18 protein-coding genes are annotated in these 19,737 nt (G+C 63.6%); 11 read left to right on the top strand and 7 right to left on the bottom strand.

From position 1 onward, the window contains the following. Positions 1 to 3 precede the first annotated feature (3 nt). From L7H23_RS01775 to L7H23_RS01765, 3 genes are read left to right on the top strand one after another with little or no spacing between them, the layout of a single operon-like run. The gene (locus L7H23_RS01775) at positions 4 to 1,212 is read left to right on the top strand and encodes an aminotransferase class I/II-fold pyridoxal phosphate-dependent enzyme (RefSeq protein ID WP_237837651.1); all 1,209 of its coding nucleotides are present in this window, start codon (positions 4 to 6) and stop codon (positions 1,210 to 1,212) included. 17 nt (positions 1,213 to 1,229) lie between these two features. Then, positions 1,230 to 1,631: a Co2+/Mg2+ efflux protein ApaG gene (apaG, locus tag L7H23_RS01770; RefSeq protein WP_237839307.1), complete on the top strand. Its 402-nt coding sequence runs from the start codon at positions 1,230 to 1,232 to the stop codon at positions 1,629 to 1,631. Then, complete coding sequence (locus tag L7H23_RS01765) at positions 1,628 to 2,422, top strand: LysR family transcriptional regulator (protein ID WP_237837650.1); 795 nt, start codon at positions 1,628 to 1,630, stop codon at positions 2,420 to 2,422. The genes apaG and L7H23_RS01765 overlap by 4 nt, the downstream gene beginning before the upstream one ends. Before the next feature lie 2 nt (positions 2,423 to 2,424). Here the strand turns inward: L7H23_RS01765 and L7H23_RS01760 are convergent, their stop codons facing one another. After that, a complete protein-coding gene (locus L7H23_RS01760) occupies positions 2,425 to 3,738 on the bottom strand; it encodes a serine hydrolase (RefSeq protein WP_237837649.1) in 1,314 nt (437 codons plus the stop codon). A 10-nt stretch (positions 3,739 to 3,748) separates the two neighbouring features. Continuing rightward, positions 3,749 to 5,728 carry a DNA topoisomerase IV subunit B gene (gene parE, locus L7H23_RS01755; RefSeq protein ID WP_237837648.1) on the bottom strand — a complete coding sequence of 660 codons (1,980 nt, stop codon included), beginning with the start codon at positions 5,726 to 5,728 and terminating at the stop codon, positions 3,749 to 3,751. Between the two features lie 170 nt (positions 5,729 to 5,898). Here parE and L7H23_RS01750 point away from each other — a divergent pair, with 170 nt between their 5' ends. Then, a complete protein-coding gene (locus tag L7H23_RS01750; protein WP_237837647.1) occupies positions 5,899 to 6,732 on the top strand; it encodes an outer membrane beta-barrel protein in 834 nt (277 codons plus the stop codon). 54 nt (positions 6,733 to 6,786) lie between these two features. Here L7H23_RS01750 and L7H23_RS01745 read toward each other — a convergent pair whose 3' ends face one another. Next, on the bottom strand, positions 6,787 to 7,182 hold the full coding sequence (locus tag L7H23_RS01745; protein WP_237837646.1) for a PaaI family thioesterase: 396 nt from the start codon (positions 7,180 to 7,182) through the stop codon (positions 6,787 to 6,789). Further along, on the bottom strand, positions 7,179 to 7,862 hold the full coding sequence (locus L7H23_RS01740; protein ID WP_237837645.1) for a GcrA family cell cycle regulator: 684 nt from the start codon (positions 7,860 to 7,862) through the stop codon (positions 7,179 to 7,181). The genes L7H23_RS01745 and L7H23_RS01740 overlap by 4 nt, the downstream gene beginning before the upstream one ends. Before the next feature lie 108 nt (positions 7,863 to 7,970). Here L7H23_RS01740 and L7H23_RS01735 point away from each other — a divergent pair, with 108 nt between their 5' ends. Next, positions 7,971 to 8,843, top strand: coding sequence for an ABC transporter permease (locus L7H23_RS01735; protein ID WP_237837644.1), 873 nt, complete (start codon positions 7,971 to 7,973; stop codon positions 8,841 to 8,843). Positions 8,844 to 8,850: 7 nt separating this feature from the next. On the opposite strand, the gene hspQ is transcribed toward L7H23_RS01735, so the two are convergent. Continuing rightward, positions 8,851 to 9,237 (bottom strand): heat shock protein HspQ, encoded by a 387-nt coding sequence (gene hspQ / locus L7H23_RS01730; protein WP_237837643.1) that lies wholly within the window; start codon positions 9,235 to 9,237, stop codon positions 8,851 to 8,853. 182 nt (positions 9,238 to 9,419) lie between these two features. Here hspQ and L7H23_RS01725 point away from each other — a divergent pair, with 182 nt between their 5' ends. Next, on the top strand, positions 9,420 to 10,046 hold the full coding sequence (locus tag L7H23_RS01725) for a Yip1 family protein (RefSeq protein ID WP_237837642.1): 627 nt from the start codon (positions 9,420 to 9,422) through the stop codon (positions 10,044 to 10,046). Between the two features lie 90 nt (positions 10,047 to 10,136). Here L7H23_RS01725 and rlmJ read toward each other — a convergent pair whose 3' ends face one another. Then, a complete protein-coding gene (rlmJ, locus tag L7H23_RS01720) occupies positions 10,137 to 10,967 on the bottom strand; it encodes a 23S rRNA (adenine(2030)-N(6))-methyltransferase RlmJ (RefSeq protein WP_237837641.1) in 831 nt (276 codons plus the stop codon). Positions 10,968 to 12,316: 1,349 nt separating this feature from the next. Between rlmJ and L7H23_RS01715 the strand changes: the two genes are divergently transcribed. The 5 genes from L7H23_RS01715 (at position 12,317) to L7H23_RS01695 (ending at position 17,261) form a co-directional block, all read left to right on the top strand. Further along, positions 12,317 to 14,569: a hypothetical protein gene (locus tag L7H23_RS01715; protein WP_237837640.1), complete on the top strand. Its 2,253-nt coding sequence runs from the start codon at positions 12,317 to 12,319 to the stop codon at positions 14,567 to 14,569. Positions 14,570 to 14,666: 97 nt separating this feature from the next. Beyond that, on the top strand, positions 14,667 to 15,104 hold the full coding sequence (locus L7H23_RS01710; protein ID WP_237837639.1) for a hypothetical protein: 438 nt from the start codon (positions 14,667 to 14,669) through the stop codon (positions 15,102 to 15,104). 48 nt (positions 15,105 to 15,152) lie between these two features. Then, positions 15,153 to 16,028, top strand: coding sequence for a discoidin domain-containing protein (locus tag L7H23_RS01705; RefSeq protein WP_237837638.1), 876 nt, complete (start codon positions 15,153 to 15,155; stop codon positions 16,026 to 16,028). 31 nt (positions 16,029 to 16,059) lie between these two features. Further along, positions 16,060 to 16,611, top strand: coding sequence for a hypothetical protein (locus L7H23_RS01700; RefSeq protein ID WP_237837637.1), 552 nt, complete (start codon positions 16,060 to 16,062; stop codon positions 16,609 to 16,611). Between the two features lie 83 nt (positions 16,612 to 16,694). Continuing rightward, a complete protein-coding gene (locus L7H23_RS01695) occupies positions 16,695 to 17,261 on the top strand; it encodes an ECF-type sigma factor (protein ID WP_237837636.1) in 567 nt (188 codons plus the stop codon). An 8-nt stretch (positions 17,262 to 17,269) separates the two neighbouring features. On the opposite strand, the gene L7H23_RS01690 is transcribed toward L7H23_RS01695, so the two are convergent. Continuing rightward, positions 17,270 to 19,708: a serine/threonine-protein kinase gene (locus tag L7H23_RS01690; RefSeq protein WP_237837635.1), complete on the bottom strand. Its 2,439-nt coding sequence runs from the start codon at positions 19,706 to 19,708 to the stop codon at positions 17,270 to 17,272. Positions 19,709 to 19,737 lie beyond the last annotated feature (29 nt).

Below are 19,737 nucleotides of genomic sequence, written 5' to 3'. Positions count from 1 at the left end.
AAGATGAAAAAGACCACCGGTTTCGACCGCAGCAAGACGAAGAACTGGCATCCCGCGACGCAGGCGGTGCGCGGCGGCACCTGGCGCAGCGAGCATGGCGAGACGTCCGAAGCGCTCTTCCTGACCTCGGGCTACACCTATGACAGCGCCGAGGAAGTCGCGGCGCGCTTCGCCGGTGAATCGCAAGGCATGACCTATTCGCGGCTGCAGAACCCGACCGTCGCGATGCTCGAGGAACGCATCGCGCTGATGGAAGGTGCCGAGGCATGCCGGACGCAGGCAACCGGTATGGCCGCAATGACGACCGCGCTGCTCTGCCAGCTTTCGGCGGGGGACCATATCGTCGCCGCCAAGGCTGCCTTCGGGTCGTGCCGCTGGCTCGTCGATCACCTTTGCCCGCGCTTCGGGATCGAAACCACCGTCATCGATGGGCGCGACAATGATGCTTGGGAAAAAGCAATAAAGTCAAATACCAAAGTCTTCTTCTTCGAAACGCCTGCGAACCCGACAATGGACATTGTCGACATGAAATTCGTGTGTGGGCTCGCCAGGGCGCACGGCATCACATCGGTTGTCGACAACGCCTTTGCCACCAGCGTTCTCCAGCGTCCGATGGATTTCGGCGCCGACGTCGTCGCCTATTCGGCGACCAAGCTGATGGAGGGGCAGGGCCGCGTCCTCGCCGGCGCGGTCTGCGGGACCGAAAAGTTCATCAACGACGTACTGCTGCCGTTCCAGCGCAACACCGGGCCGAATCTGTCGCCGTTCAACGCGTGGGTGGTGATGAAGGGCCTGGAAACGCTCGATCTTCGTGCCCGACGCCAGTCGGAGAATGCACTTGCGGTCGGCAAGTTCGTCGAAAGCCGGGTGCCCCGGATACTCCATCCCGGCCTTTCGAGCCATCCGCAGCACAATCTGGCCAAAAGCCAGATGGACGACTGCGGGCCGATATTCTCTTTCGTGCTCGACGGGGGCGCCGATCAGGCGATGGCATTCCTGAACGCCCTCGAACTCGTCGACATCAGCAACAATATCGGCGATTCGCGAAGTCTCTGCTGCCATCCGTGGACAACGACCCACTATGGGGTGAGCCCCGAGGCACGGCTCGACATGGGCGTCGAGGAAGGCCTGCTCCGCATCAACATCGGCCTCGAAGATCCCCGCGACGTGATCGCCGATCTGGACCAGGCATTGACCAGGGTCGGGCTTTGAGCGACGCTACCGCGATGATGATCGACTCCTTCTTTCCCTTTGCGGCGACCACGGGATCGATCACGGTGCGCGTTTCGGTGAGCTATCTTCCCGAACAGTCGCATCCGGCGCTCGGGCGGTGGTTCTGGGCCTATCATGTCCGCGTCGAAAATCACGGCGAGGTCGCCGCGCAGCTTCTGACCCGGCACTGGCGAATCTGCGACGGCCGGGGGCAGGTAAGCGAAGTCGAGGGCGAGGGCGTCGTCGGCGAACAGCCGTTGATCCCCCCGGGCGGCGCATTCGACTATGTTTCAGGCTGCCCGCTCCCCACACCCGAGGGATCGATGGTCGGCAGCTATACGATGGAGCTCGGCGACGGATCGCAAATCCTCGTCGCCATCCCGCATTTCCCGCTCGTGGCACCCGCGACCGCGTCATGAAGCGCACGCACCTGCCTCTCAATGCGCTTCGCGTGTTCGACGCCGCTGCCCGGCACCTGAGCTTCACGCGTGCCGCCGACGAGCTGGCGGTTACGCCAGCAGCCGTGGGTCAACAGATCCGGGCGCTCGAGGACATGCTCGGCGTCGTGCTCTTCCGCCGGACGCCAAAGGGTCTGGAACTGACCGGCGAAGCGAACGCGGGCCTCGATGCACTGCGACAGGGGTTCCTGCAGTTCGAGGAATCGGTGCGCGCGATGCAGGCAGGCCAGTCGTCGCAGTCGCTGACGATTGCGGCGCCCCGCGACCTGACAGCCAAGTGGTTGGCGCCGCGGCTCGCGCGATACAGCCAGCAGGCACCTGACGTGCGCTTTACGCTCGTATCGGCCGACGGCGGCATCGATTTTACCGAAGCCAATCTCGATCTGGCGATTTTCTGGACCGACGGGACGGGCGAGCATGAGGGCGTTCCGCTCGCCGGGGCCATGATGGTCACCGTCGGCGGCCCGGGCAGCGAAAGCGATACGCGCATCGCATGGCCCGGATGCCCCGTCGATGACGGCGAGCCTGCGCTGCGGCTCGGCGATGCCGGCCTGGCGATCGATGCAGCGGCCAACGGACTGGGGCAGGCGAATGTTCCGGCCATGCTGGCGGAAGCCGATATCGCGGCAGGCCGCGTGCGGCTGGTCCGCGAGGCCTTCGAGGTAAAGCGCGGCTACTGGCTCGTCGCGCCGACCCCGCAATGGCGACAGGCAAAGGTCAAGGCACTGGTTGCAGCACTCACCGCGGCCTGACGCTATTTCGCAGCCAGCGCGAGCAGCCGCGTCACCAGTCCGACCAGCTGAACACTGTCAACATTAGCAGCAGGATTGTTCCAGCTCGCCGTGACGACCAACCATTTTCCGTCGGATTTGCGTTGTCCCAGCAGGCTCATCGACAGAACTCCGTTCTCGGACCCGCCTTTATAGCCGAGATAGGCCCAAGGTTCCGCGGCAACCGGCCCGACGCCGATGTTGATCGCCATCGCGGCCAGAACCTCCGCCGATCGGCGCCGGCGCAGGTCGATCATCACCCGCGCGATATCGTTGGGCGACGCGAACCACTCGAGATCGTCGATAAAGCGCGGACCCGCACCAAAGCTGACGCCGTCAACATTGCCCAGGACCAGCCGATCGCGATTGGTGTCGATCAATGCCCGTTGCGCGGCGTCATCGCCCTTCACAAAGGCCTCGCGTTCCTTTGCGAAGTTATTTCCCTTGAGCGCGAAGGCCTCGACCGTGGTCAGGAAGGGAATATTTCGCGACGGATCGCCATGTCCGGTGTCGCGCATCCGCTTTTCGATCGTTTCGCGACCGAGAAGGTGGATCAGCGTATCTGCGGCGCCATTGTCGCTGACAGAAATCATCCAGTTTGCAAGAGTTTGCAGGGTGACTTGCGTATCCTTTGGCCAGTTTGCGGTGGCGGCAGATGAAAAGCTGGGGTGGGAGAGGGGGACGACGTCGCCCCAATGCCGTTTTCCGGCCTCTATCTGGGCGGCCAGCTCATCGAGAATATAGAGTTTGAAGGTCGATCCCGTGGCGAAGCGGGTGTCTGCATTGGCGGATTCAAGGGGATTTATCCCGCTCTCCCCGATTTCGGCCACGAGGAAGCCTGTGCGACCGGGAAGCGCCGCAATTTCCCCGGATATGCGGGAAAAGCTGTCGTCGGCCATTGTCAGGCCCGTCAGCCGCAAACCGATGACCCTGTCGTCCGGCGGTGTGCCCGCATCGAGGGTGACGCTTGCCGTGCCCTTTTCGAAGCGCAGTTGCAGGGTTCCTGCCAGGCCGTCGGTCGACACGACCTTCTCGACCGCGATCGCCCGGCCATATTGCAGGCGAATTCCGTCGAGCATCGCACGGAACCGGTCCTCGGGAACCGCTGACTGGAACGAGGGGGCAAAATAATCCGCGAAGGCCATGTTACCATTGATAACATCGACCAGTTGCGCCGCCCTCCGATCAAATGCGGATGGAGTTTCGGCCTGGTTCGGGACGGGCTGTCCAGCTACGGGCGTGGCCACAAGCGTGGCCAGCAGGACCGCTCCGGTAACATGCCGCCATCGTCCGCGCATAACCGCCTCCTCAGGCGTCGATCGCAGCCTCGTCAAGGCTCGCGGCATTCGCCTGGATAAACTGGAAGCGATGCTCGGGATGCTTGCCCATCAGCCGGTCGACCAGATCCTTGACCTGGTGCCGTTCCTCATATTCCTGCGGTAGCGTAACCCGCAGAAGGCTGCGGGTTGCAGGATCCATGGTCGTTTCCTTGAGCTGGTTCGGATTCATCTCACCGAGCCCCTTGAAACGGCCGACCTCGACGCGCTTACCCTTGAACAATGTGGCTTCCAGTTCGGCCCGATGCGCGTCATCGCGCGCATAGGCCGAGGTGGCGCCCGCCGTGATACGGTAAAGCGGCGGCTGGGCGAGATAGACATGCCCCTCACGGACGATGTCCGGCATCTCCTGGAAGAAGAAAGTCATCAGAAGGGTGGCAATGTGAGCGCCGTCAACATCGGCATCGGTCATGATGACGATCTTTTCGTACCGCAGCCGGTCCGCGTCGCAATCCTTGCGCATTCCGCAGCCCAGAGCGAGCGCGAGATCGGCGATTTCCTGGTTTGCACGGATCTTGTCGGCGCTCGCGCTCGCGACATTCAGGATCTTGCCGCGGATCGGCAGGATCGCCTGTGTCTTGCGGTCGCGAGCCTGCTTGGCGCTGCCGCCTGCGCTGTCGCCTTCAACGATAAATAATTCAGTGCCTTCCGGACCATCATTCGCACAGTCTGTGAGCTTTCCGGGAAGGCGCAGCTTGCGTCCGCTCGTCGCGGTCTTGCGCTTCACCTCGCGCTCGGCCTTGCGCTTCAGCCGCTCATCCATGCGTTCAAGGATGAGGCCGAGCAGGGCGCGGCCGCGATCCATGTTATCCGACAGGAAATGGTCGAAATGGTCGCGCACCGCGCTTTCGGTAAGGCGTGCGGCCTCGGGGCTTGAAAGCCGGTCCTTCGTCTGGCTCTGGAACTGGGGATCGCGGATGAACACCGACAACATCATCTCGCCGCCGTTGAACACGTCCTCGGCGGTGATCTGCGCGGCCTTCTTCTGACCGATCAGTTCGCCGAACGACCGGAGGCCCTTGGTGAGCGCGGCGCGAAGCCCCGCTTCGTGTGTTCCGCCGGCGGGCGTGGGGATGGTGTTGCAATACCAGCTATAGCTGCCGTCCGACCACAGCGGCCACGCGATCGCCCATTCGGCCCGCCCCTGGTCGCCCGGAAATTCCTGCCGCCCGATGAAGGGCTCGGCCGTCGCGCACTCGCGCGTACCGATCTGCTCCCGAAGATGATCGGCAAGGCCGCCGGGAAACTGGAACACCGCTTCGGCCGGCGTATCGTCGCCGATCAGTTCGGGCGAGCATTTCCAGCGGATTTCGACCCCGGCGAAAAGATAGGCCTTCGATCGCGCCAGACGGTAAAGGCGTTGCGGCTTGAACCGCCCGTGCTCGCCGAAGATCGCGGGGTCGGGAACAAAGGATACACTCGTGCCGCGACGGTTCGGCGTCGGGCCGAGTTCCTCCAGCGGACCTTGCGGCGCGCCCTGGGAAAAAGACTGGCGATACAATTGCTTGTTTCGCGCGACCTCGATCACCGTTTCGGTCGAAAGCGCGTTGACGACGCTGACGCCCACGCCGTGCAGGCCGCCCGAGGTCGCGTAGGCCTTGCCTTCGAACTTGCCGCCCGAATGCAGCATGGTCATGATGACTTCGAGCGCCGATTTGCCCGGAAATTTCGGATGCGGGTCGACAGGCATTCCGCGACCGTTGTCTACGACCGTCAGCCGGTTGCCCGCATCGAGCGTGATCTCGATCCGCGTCGCATGACCGGCCACCGCCTCGTCCATGCTGTTGTCGATGATTTCGGCAGCGAGATGGTGGAGCGCGCGCTCGTCCGTGCCCCCGATATACATGCCGGGCCGGCGGCGGACCGGTTCCAGCCCCTCGAGGACCTCGATTTGCGAGGCGTTATAGCTGTCGGTCGCGGGCTGGTTGCTGTCGAACAAATCGTGACTCATGCAATGGCTATACGGGGCCGCCAAGCCCACTGGCAAGCGCGGTTTTCGAAGCGGAAGGGAAGGCGCGAGCGCCATCGGCTCATCGCGTTTCGGGCACAGGCAGGAAACTTGCAGCGGCTCGGGGGGTTGGTCCGCTGACTGCAAAGTCATTCAAAAAGTGGAGAATTATAATGAAATTCGCACCTCTCCTGGCTGCTTCGGCGGCTTCCCTTCTGGCTGTTCCGGCGATGGCACAGGACAATCGCGATCCTTCGCGGGACTTCAACGGCCCCTATATCGCCATCGGCGGCGGCGGCACCGTCCAGGGAAGCGATCGGGGCGAGAGCCTGATCTTCGATACCGATCTCGACGGCACCTATGGCGACACCGTCAACACATCGGCAGGGGCCAACGCGTTCTCGCCGGGCTTCTGCAACGGTGCCGCGACAAGTACCGCGAATATCGGCTGCCGCAACGACAAGGACGGTCCGGAGTATTTCGGGCGCCTCGGTTATGACCGGCGGATGGGGAATTTCGTTCTCGGCGCGCTGATCGAAGGCGGGCGCAGCGAAGCGCGCGACAGCGTCAGCGGTTTCTCGACGACCCCAGCCAGCTATACGATGAGCCGCGAGGCCGACTATCAGGCCAGCGCACGCCTTCGCGCCGGTTATACGCCGGGCGGCGGCGCGCTCTTCTATGTCACCGGCGGCGGCGCCTACGCCAAGCTCGATAACAGGTTCTCGACAACCAACGCCGTCAACAGCTTTGCCGATAACGGCCGGACGAACGCCTGGGGCTATGCCGCGGGCGGCGGCGCGGAACTGATGGTGACGAATAACATCGGGATCGGGCTCGAGTATCTGTACACGGACGTCAAGGACAAGGATTATGTCGTCAATGTCGGTGCGGGGACCGCGCCGCCGACCAATCCCTTCCTGCAGGACGGGGCGGGGACCGATATCCGGCGCAGCGACCCGCATTTCCGCACGCACAGCATTCGCGGAACGTTGAGCTACCGCTTCTGACCTCCCGGAGGCGGCAAGGAAAGGCGTCGGACCTCCGGTCCGGCGCCTTTTCGACTATTGCGCAGGGGCCGCAAAAATTGCGAAATTTCCGTTCGCGCTGCTGACAAGCCTGCCGTCCTGATACAGGCGGGCGTCGATATTCGCGATGCGCTTGCCCTGATGGAGCACTTCGGCCTCACAGGTGAGCCGCCCTTCGACCACGCGAGCGTGGTAGTTGAACTTGATCTCCAGCGTTGCGCACCACTGGTCATCGGGCAGCAAGCTGGTGATTGCGCCACCCATCGTCGAGTCCGCGAGCGAATAGGCGACGCCGCCATGCGCGGCGCCTTGCGGATTGAAATGCCGTTCGCGCTCGATATCGATCGCCATGATGCAGCGACCATCGCCACGCTCGACCATTTTCAGGCCGAGCGTCTGTGCGAAGTGAAAGTCCTGCCCGAAAGGCTTCAACGGACGCGCGGTCCGCCGAAGGGCGGGGGCGGGGGCGGACGCCGCGTCCCGCGGGGAAGCTGTGCCTGATAGGCACGGCCGCAATGCTCGACGCAATAGGGGAAGCCCGGATTCACGGCGACACCGCAGAAATGAAAGTCGGGTTCGCCCGGATGCCCCATCGGCCAGCGGCAGATGCGATCGTTGAGATCGAGCAGGCTCGTCTTGTCGGCGATCTCGGCGCTGGGCTTTGCAGGCACAAGCCGGCGCGGCGGCGCGGGCGGAATCGGCGCCTGCTGGTCGCCGGGCCCCTGCCGGATAAAGCCGCCCGGACCGATCGAAACGATACGCGGCGCGTCGGGCTTGCGCGGTGCCTCTTCGCCATCCTCGTTCGATGCCTCGACGGCGGGCTGGGGTTCCGGCCGCGGTGCGGCAGCGACCGGTCGCGGCGCGACCGGAGCGGCCGCACGCGGCGCCGGAGCGGGCGAAGCGGGCTTCGGCGCGGCAGGCGCTTTGGCGGGCTTCGCCACCTTTTCGGTCGCCTTCACCGGCGAGGGGCGCGATTTCAGGCCGAGGCGATGCGCCTTGCCGATTACGGCATTACGGCTCACACCGCCGAGTTCGTCGGCGATCTGACTGGCGGTCAGGCCCTTTTCCCACATGCTGCGCAAGCTTTCGATGCGCTCGTCGGTCCATGACATAATATAATTCCTCATCGTTCCACGCAGCGGGCAACCGGGCGATCCGGAAGGCCGCGTCCATACTGCCCAGCTTGCGGTAAGATCGGGGAGGCGATAGGCGAGATCGCCATGAACGACCAGCCCCAAATTTCGCACCCCGACTCGGCGATCGGCGCCCCCGCTCCGGCATTTGCCGAACCCGGCGTTCCCCAGATCCGGGCATTGAACGTGCCGGGCCTGCAGGCTCTATATGTCAAGGAGGTGCGGCGGTTTTTCAAGGTCCAGCTCCAAACAATCTGGGCTCCGGCGATCACTACGCTCCTTTTTCTGGTCATTTTCACCGTCGCGCTCGGCGGCTCGGGACGAACCGTGATCGGCGTGCCCTTCGCCGACTTCATCGCACCCGGGCTGATCATGATGGCGATGCTGCAGAACAGCTTCGCCAATTCGAGCTTTTCGCTGCTGGTCGGCAAGATCCAGGGCACGATCGTCGACTATCTGATGCCCCCGCTGGCGGTGGGCGAGCTGATCATCGCACTGATCGGCGCCGCGGTGACCCGCGCGATCCTGGTCGGCTGCGCATTGTGGCTCGCCATGCTCTTGTGGCCGGGCGTCCATGTTGCCCCCGATCATTTGTGGGCAGTGGCGCTGTTCGGCGTCCTCGGCGCCATGATGCTCGGCTTTCTGGGTCTGATAACGTCGGTCTGGGCTGAAAAATTCGACCATGCTGCGGCGGTGACCAACTTCGTCGTGACCCCGCTCGCGCTGCTGTCCGGTACCTTCTATTCGATCGACCGGCTGGCGCCCTGGTTCCAGACAGTCGCGCACGCAAACCCCGTCTATTATGCGATCATGGGCTTTCGTTACGGCTTTATCGGCACGGTCGACTCGACGATCTCCAATCCCGTGCTGACCGCAGCGTTGTTCCTGCTCGCGGTGAACGCCGTGCTCGGTGTGATCACCTATCGCCTGCTGGTATCAGGCTGGAAGCTGAAAGCCTGACCGAGGCCTAGTGACGGTGGATCGAACGGACGCGGTAGCGCCCCTTGACCAGCCCGTCGAACATCGCCTCGATTTGCGGATGGTCGACCGGGCCATGCTCTGAATCGCTCACCAGATTCTGCTGGCTTACATAGGCGATGTACGATGAATCCTCGTTCTCGGCGAGCAGATGATAGTAGGGCTGTTCCTTCGCAGGCCGGATTTCCTCCGGAATAGCCTCGTACCATTCGTCGCTGTTCGCGAACACCGGATCGACGTCGAAGACGACGCCGCGAAAGTCGAACATGCGATGGCGCACGATGTCACCCGGCCCGAAACGCGCGCGCTCGACCAGCGGGGCAATGACATGTTGCGATGCAGAATCGTGGAAATCGCGAGAGGTCTTTGACGTCATATCGTCAATCTATGCCTATTTACGCCTGTTTCAAGTCCGTTACATTCGCCCTCGCCGCAGCAGTCCGAATCCGGGCTGTGACCATGGTTACAGATGCATTGGCCGTTCGGGCTAATTTGCCCTCCCGGCTTCTGCGCGACCTACCGGTCGGCGGGCCGCCTTGATCAGGGGAGACGCATTGCATGACTGACGCACCTTCGAACAATCTGCCGCCCGCGGCATCGGGCATCATATCGCGCGCGAAGGATATCCTTCTCAAGCCGACGGAAACCTGGCCGGTAATCGCGGCCGAACCCGCGACGACACAGTCGATATATGTGCCCTATGTGCTCGTACTCGCTGCGCTCGGTCCGATCGCGGGCTTCATCGGGCAGCAGGTTTTCGGGATCACAATGTTCGGGGTCACCTATCATCCGCCGCTGGGTAGCGCTTTGGTGCTGGCGGTCGTTTCCTACGCGCTGTCGCTGGCCACCACCTTCGCCCTCGCGCTGGTCATCGACGCTCTCGCGCCGAACTTCGGCGGCGAGAAAAATCAGGTTCAGGCGCTGAAGGTTGCCGCTTACGCCGGAACCGCCGGTTGGGTCGGTGGCCTCTTCGGGATTCTCCCCGCGATTGCTCCGATCGGCATCCTCTTCGCGCTCTACGGTCTGTATCTGTTGTATCTCGGCCTGCCGGTGCTGATGAAGGCGCCGCAAGACAAGGCGCTCGTCTACACCGTCGTCGTCGTCGTCGTGTATATCGTGCTGTTCCTGATCGTCGGTGCAGTCGTCGGAGCGCTCAGCGCACCCTCGCTGGTCACGATCAACTGACGAGACCACACGCCACCTCGGCCATGCGCCGGGGCGGTGGTCTGTGGTCGAAATCAGGCCTACGGGATAACGGGAAAATGAGGATTTATCTCAGTCGTCCAACCAGTCGGCCGTGATTTCCCCCCTATGCCCTTCCGGCGCCAGCGCCGCGCGCAAGGCTTCCAGCTGAGGCGGCAGCGCCTGCGTGAAGGCGTAAGGCGGGTTGACGATAAAGAGGCCCGCGCCGTTATAGATGTCTGGCTGATCGCCATCGTACAACCAATGCTCCACCACCAGAAACTTCGGGATGCCAAGCTTGCGTAGCTGCGCCTTCCACCGCACATGCGTGGCGCGATCTTTCAGCGGATACCAGATCACCGTCACGCCATGCGCCCATTTGCGGTGCGCGGCGGCGAGGGTGGCGGTGATACGTTCGCGTTCATCGGTCTGCTCGTACGGCGGGTCGACCACCACCACGCCGCGCGCGGTGCGGGGCGGCAGCATCGCCAGCCAAAGCTCGTAGGCGTCGCGCTGATGGACGGCGGCAGATGTGCCGCGCATCGCGCCGCGCAGGGCATAGACGTCTTCGGGATGTTTCTCGTTCAGGATCAGAAAATCCTGCGGACGCAGAAGCTGCGCCAGGAAGCGCGGCGATCCGGGGTAGAGGTGCGGCTCCTCCCCGGCATTTACCGCCTGCACGGCGGCGCGATAGTCGTCCAGCAAGGGGTTCGTGTCGGCGAAGGCGCGCACTACGCCCTGCGTAGCCTCGCCGGTGCGCCTCGCCTCATCGCCGCCAAGGTCGTACAGCCCGCAACCGGCATGGGTGTCGATCAGGGTCAGCGCGCCCGGCTTTTGCTGCAACGCCCGCACGAGGGCGATCAGCAGGCTGTGCTTTACGACATCGGCGCTGTTGCCGGCATGAAAGCTGTGGCGATAATTCATCGAATTCAGAATCCCGGCGATCTGTCTTTGTACGAAATGGCTGGGCGCGGAAGCCGAGCACGAGGCGATGGAAGCGACCAATCCGTGCCCGTACAGGGTCGGGCGGAAACCTTCAAAGCATTCTGCGCCACGGCCACAAGCCCGCGTCGGCGATCGTCGCGAGAGGCGGGGAAACAGGCCTCCGGGCCGCATGGCGGTATCCGATCGTCGAGGAGCCGGATGCGATTGGCATTATGCGATTGGCATTGCAGGGAAGCGCCCGGTCGCCTGATGTCAGCCGAACGCTCATATAACGCGGCCTTCCCGGAATCGCAGCGCCTCGACGTCGGCGTCATGTCAGTAGTCGACCTGCCTCCGCTCGATGTCGAGTGACTGGGATCGGTCGGAGTGGCCATGGTTCCATGGCGGCTCTGTCTTGGCCTATTCCAGGGTTCCGAGCCCATTTGCACGCAAGAGTCCGCTTTCGCGCCACTTCCTCGTCTCACTCGATAGCCGTGCTGCCGATCGTCTCGCAGTGCCACGCACGGTTGTCCTGGAGGGATATGATGAGGGATCCGATTTTTCTTCGCACCGGCAGCTATACCGCCTTGGCAGGTCTTTTTGCGTTTCTCGGTGCAACGGGAGCTGTAGCCCAGGATCCGCCGCGCCGGATCATCAGACCGATCGTCGTCCCGGCGCCCGCACCCGCTCCCGCTCCGACGGAGGAGGAGGTCCGCGTCGACACCGCGGAAGGGACGACGCCCGCCCCGACACCGCCGCGCAGGCCGGGGCAGATCAGGCGTATTCCACCGGCCGTCACCACGCCCGTTACTACGCCCGCGCCGCCGCAAATCCGGCGCGCGCCGGTGATCACATCGCCGCCGCCCGAGACCGCACCTCCTCGCGAGGAGGTCGCGCCGCGCCGCCGCCCTCCCGTCGTCAACTCTCCGCCTGAAATCGCCCCCGAACCGGTGCGTGTCGTCCCGCGGAGGAGGGCGCCCGTTATCACCTCGCCGGACACTGCGACCGCGCCCGACACGGGGCAGCCCCGGCGTACGCCTCCGCCGATCGGGCCGACGGGACCGGTACGCCCGCGCCCCGGTACGACAACTCCCGCGTCCGATGCACCCGCCCCGGAAGTACGGCGGCGGCCGCCGGTCATCACGACGCCCGCCACCGACGGGGCCGACCTTCGACGACGTCCCCCGGTCGTGACGACGCCTCCGACAGGAGACGCACGCCGGCGACCGCCGGTCATCACGACGTCCGACGACGTCCGGGATGAGCCTCCGCGCCCGGCGCCCGCTATTGTACAACCCGACCGGCGGCCACCGACGCCCGTGCGTCCGCGCCCCGGATCCCAGCCCGATGTGCTGGCCAGTGAAATCGTCCCGCCGGCCGACGGCCAGACATTGCCATTGGCAGGGTCGGTCACCCTGCGGCCCGGCCGGTTCGGCGACATGATCAGGAGCCTGCCGGTAACGCGGCAAATCAGCGGCGAGCAGCTGCGCGTCAATCCGACGATCAAAGTCGGCAAGTCGCAGCTCGACTTCCGCAAGATGCTCGCCAATCCGATGGCGCTGGTCAACGTGTCAAAGCGATTGGCAGGCCTTCCCGATCTGGTCGAGGTCCGGCCGGGGGACCTGACGGCCTTTGAAGTGGGCAGGGGAGTCGTCGTTCGCGACTTCCTGTCCTACAGTTTCAAGCCCGGCGCATGCGCCACCGAAAGCAACCGGGCGCGGATAGCGGCCACGGGCATATCCTGCTTCACCCGATCCTCCCCCGCCGAGATCGACAACAGCTATGCGAAGACCGGAAGTCTCCGGTTCGTTCGCGACCCCGGTCGGCGCGCGAAGGCGCTCTCCGATGCCCGTGCGCGGCGTGCGCAGGTCGGGCAGGATATCGACAACCGCATCGCCGAATTTCGGGCGCAGCTGGCAAACCCGGCAAAGCGGGCGGAACTGGTTGCGGCGGTCGGCGAAGCCGAAATTGCGCGACTGGAGGCGATGGATGACACGACCCTCACCGGCGAACTGATCAACAGCAGCGAGCATCAGATCGAACAGGTCTTCTATGTGCCCACCAGCGCCGAGCCGCAGGAACCGGCCACGCCGGCGCCGCCACCGGCGCCGAAAGTGGAAGACGTCAGCGCCTCTTACCCGCTTGGTACGCATACATATCTGGCCGGCTTTACATTGGGGCGCGATTTCGAATGGAGTCAGGGTGTCCAGACCACGATCAAATGGTGCCTCGTGGGCTGCAAGCAGACCTATTATGCAAAAGTGTCTGCGGGCTTCGGATACAAGTTCGGCCTGCGTTTCCCGATCCAGCTGACCGGCACCTATGATTATGCGCTGAAGAACAACGTGCCGAGCGGCGCAGTGACGACGCAGATCGCGACGATCGACGGAAGCGCAGCGGATTATGCCGCGACCGGACTGCCGGGCAATCTTGTCTATAACGGCAAGGAACTGGTTGCCAGTTTCGACGCTCACGCAGGTGTCGGCGCCAAGTTGCCGCTGGTCGGGCAGATCGGCCCGATCGATATTCCGCTGGTCGATTACGATCTCACTACGCTGCTGCCGGGGTCCTTTGCCAATGGGCAGTTCAAACCGCCCCAGCCGGGAGTGCCCGGCCCCTCGGCGCCTTTCATCCTCGAACAGCTCGATCTGCTCGGCGGACGGGGCAATTTCGGGATATTGGGCGCGCAGGTCTTTCCCGCGGTCGATGTCCGGATGGACTCGACCTTGCTGTCGTTGACGCTGACCGACAGATTTGCAGGCAACAAGGCCGTTACCCTGCCCGCAGGGACGACGACCGTACCGGTGGCGCTGAAGAATGGCGCCGCCGAATTCCTGATCGGCAATCCGCAATATGGCATCCAGTTCACGCTGACGCCCGGTCTGAACGCGCGGCTGTTCATCGATCTCGCGGTATGGGGCGCAAAGGTGGACTGGCCGGTATGGTTCCCGCAGCTTGCCGTGACCGTACCTTCGGACGGATTGAAGTTCGAATGTCACGAGGGAACGGTCTGCTCGAACGAGTTCCGGTTTACCCCGAATGGGGCCCAGTCCATATTCCTGGGACGGGTCGAGCAATGGGGTCTGGATTTCGAGGCGCTCTGGCTCCCCAAGTGCATCGACGAGACCTGCAAGTTCGGCGTCAGGCTGGCGCAGAACAAGGTGATCTTCGAAGGCAGGAAGATGGACGCCGACAATCCGGACGGCGACGAAAAGGCGCTGTACCAGTCGATGCTGCCGCTCTTCGTCGAAGCGAAAAAGCGCGCGCAATCCTATGTCGCCGATGCGCAAGCACGCAAATCGCAGGACGTTTCTAGCGCGATGGGCACCTTGGCGCAGGCGATCTGGACGAAGCAGTGCAACGACAGTCTGTGCTTCGACAATGTGGCGGCGTTGGCGGCGCAGATGGGGCCGCGCGCGGCGCAGATTGCCCAGACGACCCCGGAGCTCGGGACGATGAAGATCAACCAGCAGGTCAACAAGGAGTTCGTGCCCAAATTCCAGAAGGAAATCGACGATTCCAAGCTCCGGCAATCAGCGGCGGAGGCCGCGCTGGTCGCCAAGCAGGTCAAGCTTGGCAAACAACCCCGACCCATCCGGTAGAAATCGGGCTCGCCCGTGTCCGCTTTGGATGCGCGGCGCCGTCTAGTTGGGAAGGACGACCCCGTCCTCCGGGGCGCTTATCGAGGGAGTGAAGATCATGCGACCAATGTTCTGGGTGACTTTTGCCCTGATGACCGCCGCCGGTCTGACAGCCGTCCCGGCCCACGCCCAGTTCGCGGCCGAAGACGCCGCCGAACTGCCGACGGACGCTGATGGTGCCTATGATGAAGCCGCTTATGATCAAGGGGATGCGGCGGCGGACCCCTATGCCGAACCCGCAGCCGTCGATCCCTATGCGACCGACCCGGCCTATACGCCGTCGCAATCGATCGGTGACCGCAGCGTCGCCGACCTCGCCACGAGCGTGCTCGGCGCGAAAGGCGCCCGGCGCGTGCAGGATGCCGAGACTGTCGTACGCACCGTCATCGGAAAAGCCGGGACCAGGGGCGAAACCCCCGGACCGGCGAACGCCGACCCTATCGGGTTGGTTCGGGACATTTTGACCGCAGCCGGAAAAACCAGGGACCCGCAATAGGCCGACCCTACGCCAATACCTGCCTCCGATCGAAAGGACATTCTCAATATGACCGGACTTCGCACATTATCCGCCGCTCTGATCGGAGCGGCAGCAATGTTTGCCGGAACGGGCATCGTCGCCGCGCAGACCAAGGGCGAACCCGACCTCTTCGCCTTTGCCGAGGGTGCTCGTCTCGTTGCCTACCCCGACGATGTTCTGATCAGCCAGATGGACAGCAGCCCGCTCAACCTGATCGACGGGTCTGACATAACCGACTGGACCGGGCAGGCCTCGCCGTCGCCCGTGTTCGTTCTCGAACTGGCGGAGCGTACCGAACTCAGCCGTATCTCCTTCGACGCCGGCCCGCTCAATCGCGATGCAAAAGCAGTGAGATCGGTGACGGTCGAAGTGTCCGACACCTCGTCCACCAGCGGTTTCGAAACCGTCGCCGCGGTGACGCTGAAGCCGCTCAAGAAAAATCAGAGCTTTTCCTTCGACCCCGAATTCCTGCCCGTCGGGCGCTGGGTGCGTCTGACCGTCGTCGATAACTATGCCGGCGACGAATATTCGGCGCTCACCGGCTTTCACGGTTACGGAAAGCAACTGACCAACGTGGCGAAAATGCCCAATGTGACGGGCACGTATCAGGGACATAGCGGCTGGGGGAAGATCAGCCTGACGCAACAGGGCGATCAGGTAACCGGATGCTACGAGTTGCTTCAGGGCCGGGTTACGGGCGTCATCAAGGGCCGCACGATGATCCTCAGCATGACCGAAATCGGTCTCGACGGATCGCCGATCAAGCATCGCGCCTATTTCGGGATGAGCCCCAATGGTCGCGAACTGATCGGCATCGGACGAAATGCCGATCCGTCGCTCATCGGCTATTTCGATTTCTACGCCGCCGATCGCACGGGCAATCGCGCCGGGACCTGCGGCTGACACCGCCGTCGCTTGAAAAGGACCGACTATCATGAAGACATGCTTATCCATTGCCCTCGTCGCCGGCTCGCTGGCGCTGGCGGGTTGCGGCCAATCGGGCGACGCCGCCAAAACCGGTGAACGAGCCGATGCGAAGGGTGCCGCCCCCGCGGACTGGAACGCCGCCGACGCCTGCGCGATGGTCGACAAGGCCAAGATGGCCAAGACGGCGGGCAAGCCAGTTGCCGAGGCCAGCCTGGGTCTGGTCCATGTCTCCAGCGGCGGTGGCGACGCGACCACGTCCGAATGCAGCTATATCATGGAGGATGGCAGCCGCGCGACGGTCCTGCTGCGCTGGTCGCCGATCAGCGACAACACGCCGGAGGCAATGGCCCTCACGCTGAAAACCACGAAGGAATCTTCGGAGGCGTTCGGCGCGACGGTCGAGCCTGTCGAGGGGCTCGGTAAATCGGCTTTCTGGACCGCCAAGATCGACTCGCTGGGCGTGTTCATCGGCGACGACAAATTCGCGGTCATCACGCTGCCCTCCAGCCCCTCGTCGAAAGAGCAGGCACTCGCGCTTGCGCGGGATCTCGGAGCCTGATCGCGCCCGGGCGTCGGTCCTTAAGGCTCTTTGCCGCTTGCCAAAGCGCTGATCGGTCCGCATAAATTTGATGGACCCATCGGGTGGTCCCATGGCAGGTGCGGAGAAAGTCGATCGACCCCGATACGAGTGCGGCGTCCGATTTTCCCGGAAGGGCCGATGACCTGATCGCGCTCCTTTACAGCGAGCTTCGGGTCATCGCGCGGCGTGAGCATTTTCGGGCCGGTCAGCCCCAGACACTTCAGCCGACGGCGCTGATCAATGAGGCCTATGTCAAATTGCAGCGCCGCGATGGCTGGGAGAGCCAGTCGCATTTTCTGGGCTGCGCGGCGACCGCGATCCGCCATATCCTGATCGATGCCGCGCGTGCGCGTATGGCATCGAAACGCGATGCTCCATCCTACAGCTTCACGCAAAGCCTCGATTCGATGGCCGCCGCGATCCCGGAGGATGCCGAGATCGTGAAACTGGGCGAAGCGCTGAAAGCCTTGTCCGAGGTCGACGCCAATCTTGCCAAGGTGGTCGATTGTCGCTTTTTTGCGGGCCTCGACGAGAAAGAGACGGCGGCGGTGCTTGGCGTCTCTGATCGCACAGTGCGGCGCTGGTGGGTGCAGGCGCGCGCGTGGATCCACGTTGAAATGGCGGCCTGAATTTTCGCCTAGCGTCCAGCCGCCAGTCGTTTGCGGAGCGCGGGAAACGCTTTCAGATAGGTTTCGCCGGTTGGGCCCATCGCCTTGAAGATCGCCTCCGCCCGGTCGGCAGCGGCTGTGGCTTCGGCGACGCGCCCCATCTTGAGCAGCGTGATTGCCCTTGCGCGATCGACGATGGCGTTCACCGGTCCGGAGGGCATATCTTTCAGGATCTGATCGACTTTTCCGAGCACGACATTCGCCTGCGCGATATCGCCCGTTTCGGCCAGCGCTTCGATCAATGTTCCCCCGATGATCAGCGTCGGCTGCGCAGCCGGGCTGAGCTTCTCGTTCGCCATAGGCCAGGACTCGCCGAGCAGCAGGCTGGCTTCCCTATATTTGCCGAGCGAAATCTTGACGCGGCCAAGATGAAACAGATCGACCGCGAGCCCGGCCGATCGGCCGAATGCCGCACGGCGACGCGCGATGACACGCTGGAGGATCGGCTCGGCGCGGGCAGGCTGGTCCAGCTTGGCGAAGCGCACGGCTTTCAGCTGGTCCATGGCCAGCGCCAGGGTGCTGTCGCCTTGCTTGTTCGCAGCTGTAATCTTGTCCGCCCGGTCGAAGATAGCGGGCATCGCATCGACCTGATTCGCCTCGATCATATAGGCGAGCAGATTGTTGTAGACCGTCATCCGGTCGCGATAATTGTCGGCATAGGCGATGTCGGCGTTGTCGAGCGTGTGCGTCAGCAGCGTGATGGCGTCTTCGATCCGACCGGTCCGGCGAAACAGCTGTGCGCGAGTCAGGTTTACATCCACCAGCTCACGGCGAAACCGGACGGGATCGGTTCGAAAGACCGGCTCGGCGGCATCGATGAGCGGCGCCATGGCGTCGATCTTTCCCAAGGATGCAGCCGAAGCCGCGGCGCGGACCTTCAACTGCGCCGTTGCCACGGCGTCGCTCTTGCCGATGCCGCGCGCCATCGCCTTGGTGATCAGCGCGTCGGCACCGACCGGATCCTCGAGGTTGATGTAGAGGTCGAACAGGGTCGACACGAGTGTCGCCGAGTCTGCGCTGGTATCGACGGAATTGACCAGGCGATCGGCGGTCGAGTTGAGCATCTGCTTGACCGTCACCTCGTCCCCGACATCAGCTTCCGCGGTGTCGCGCAGCATGATCTGCAACATCTGGTTGATCGATGCCGAGCGTCGCGCCGCATCCTGCGCGAGGTCGCGCTCGATCGCGGTCTGATGCGATTGCCAGACGATGCCGCCCACGCCTACGAGCAGCGCGGTAACGGCCGCCGCGCCCGCCGTCACCGCCAGCTTGTTGCGGCGCACAAAACGCCCGAACCGATAGCGCGTCGTTCCCTCGCGTGCCTTGACGGGCTTCAGGGCCAGATGCCGTGCGACGTCGTCGGCCAGATCGGACACGCTTCCATAGCGCTGATCGGGGTCGCGCCGCATCGCCTTCAATATGATGGCATCCAGATCGCCGCCGATCGCTTGCGCGCGGACCGGCGCTCCCTCGCGCGCGGCAATCTTGCTCGGCAGCGGGGGATCCTCCTGCAGGATGCGTCGCACCATCATCGGAACCGAGCTGCCGTCGCGTTGCCATGGCGAACTGCCTGTGAGCAGCTGAAACAATATGGTGCCGAGGGCATAGACATCGGTTGAAACCGTTACCTGTTCGCCGCCCAATTGCTCCGGCGCGGCATAATCAGGCGTCAGCATCGCCTGGGTTGTCTCGGGCGCCGCAAAATCGCCGTCGATCAGCTTGGCGATTCCGAAATCGAGCAGTTTCACCTCACCCGTTCCGTCGATCATGATGTTAGACGGCTTAAGGTCACGGTGCACCACAAGGTGGGCGTGAGCATAGGCCACCGCATCGCATATGTCGCCAAACAGCCGCAGGCGGTTGGCAAGATCCGTTTCATGCTCGCGGACGAAGACGTCGATCGGTTGTCCGTCGACATAGTCCATCACCATATAGGGCCGACCGTCCGCTGACACGCCGCCGTCGATCAACCGGGCGATATTGGGATGATTCAGGCTGGCGAGCAGGCGGCGCTCGCGGGAAAAAAGCTGGGCACGATCCGATGCCTCGATGCGCAACAGCTTGATCGCAACCGTCTGGACGAAATCGTCGGTCGTGCGATGCGCCAGATAGACTTCGCCCATGCCGCCGCGACCCAGATGGGCGTCGATCGTGAAGCCTCCGATGACCTGTCCGGTGGCAAGCGATGTAAAGTCGCCCGCGGGTTCCTGCTCGCCGGCAAACAACGGCGACCCCCGGTCGAGTACCCCTGCGGCGCGGTCGGCGATGAGCATGGCCCTGGCTTTGGCAACGACTTCGGCTGGAGCATCGGACCGGTCGAGCAAGCGATCCTGATCGGACGGTGGCAGGTCGACCAATTGATCGAACAGCCCCTGCACAGCTGACCATTTTGCCGCCTCGTCGCCCATAAGCCCTCCCTCGCTCAACGGTTATCAGA

Source organism: Sphingopyxis sp. BSN-002 (genome assembly GCF_022024275.1).
In the GTDB taxonomy this organism is placed as follows: domain Bacteria; phylum Pseudomonadota; class Alphaproteobacteria; order Sphingomonadales; family Sphingomonadaceae; genus Sphingopyxis.
Note: the sequence above shows the minus strand (reverse complement) of the source record. Positions and strands in the feature narration are given on the sequence as shown.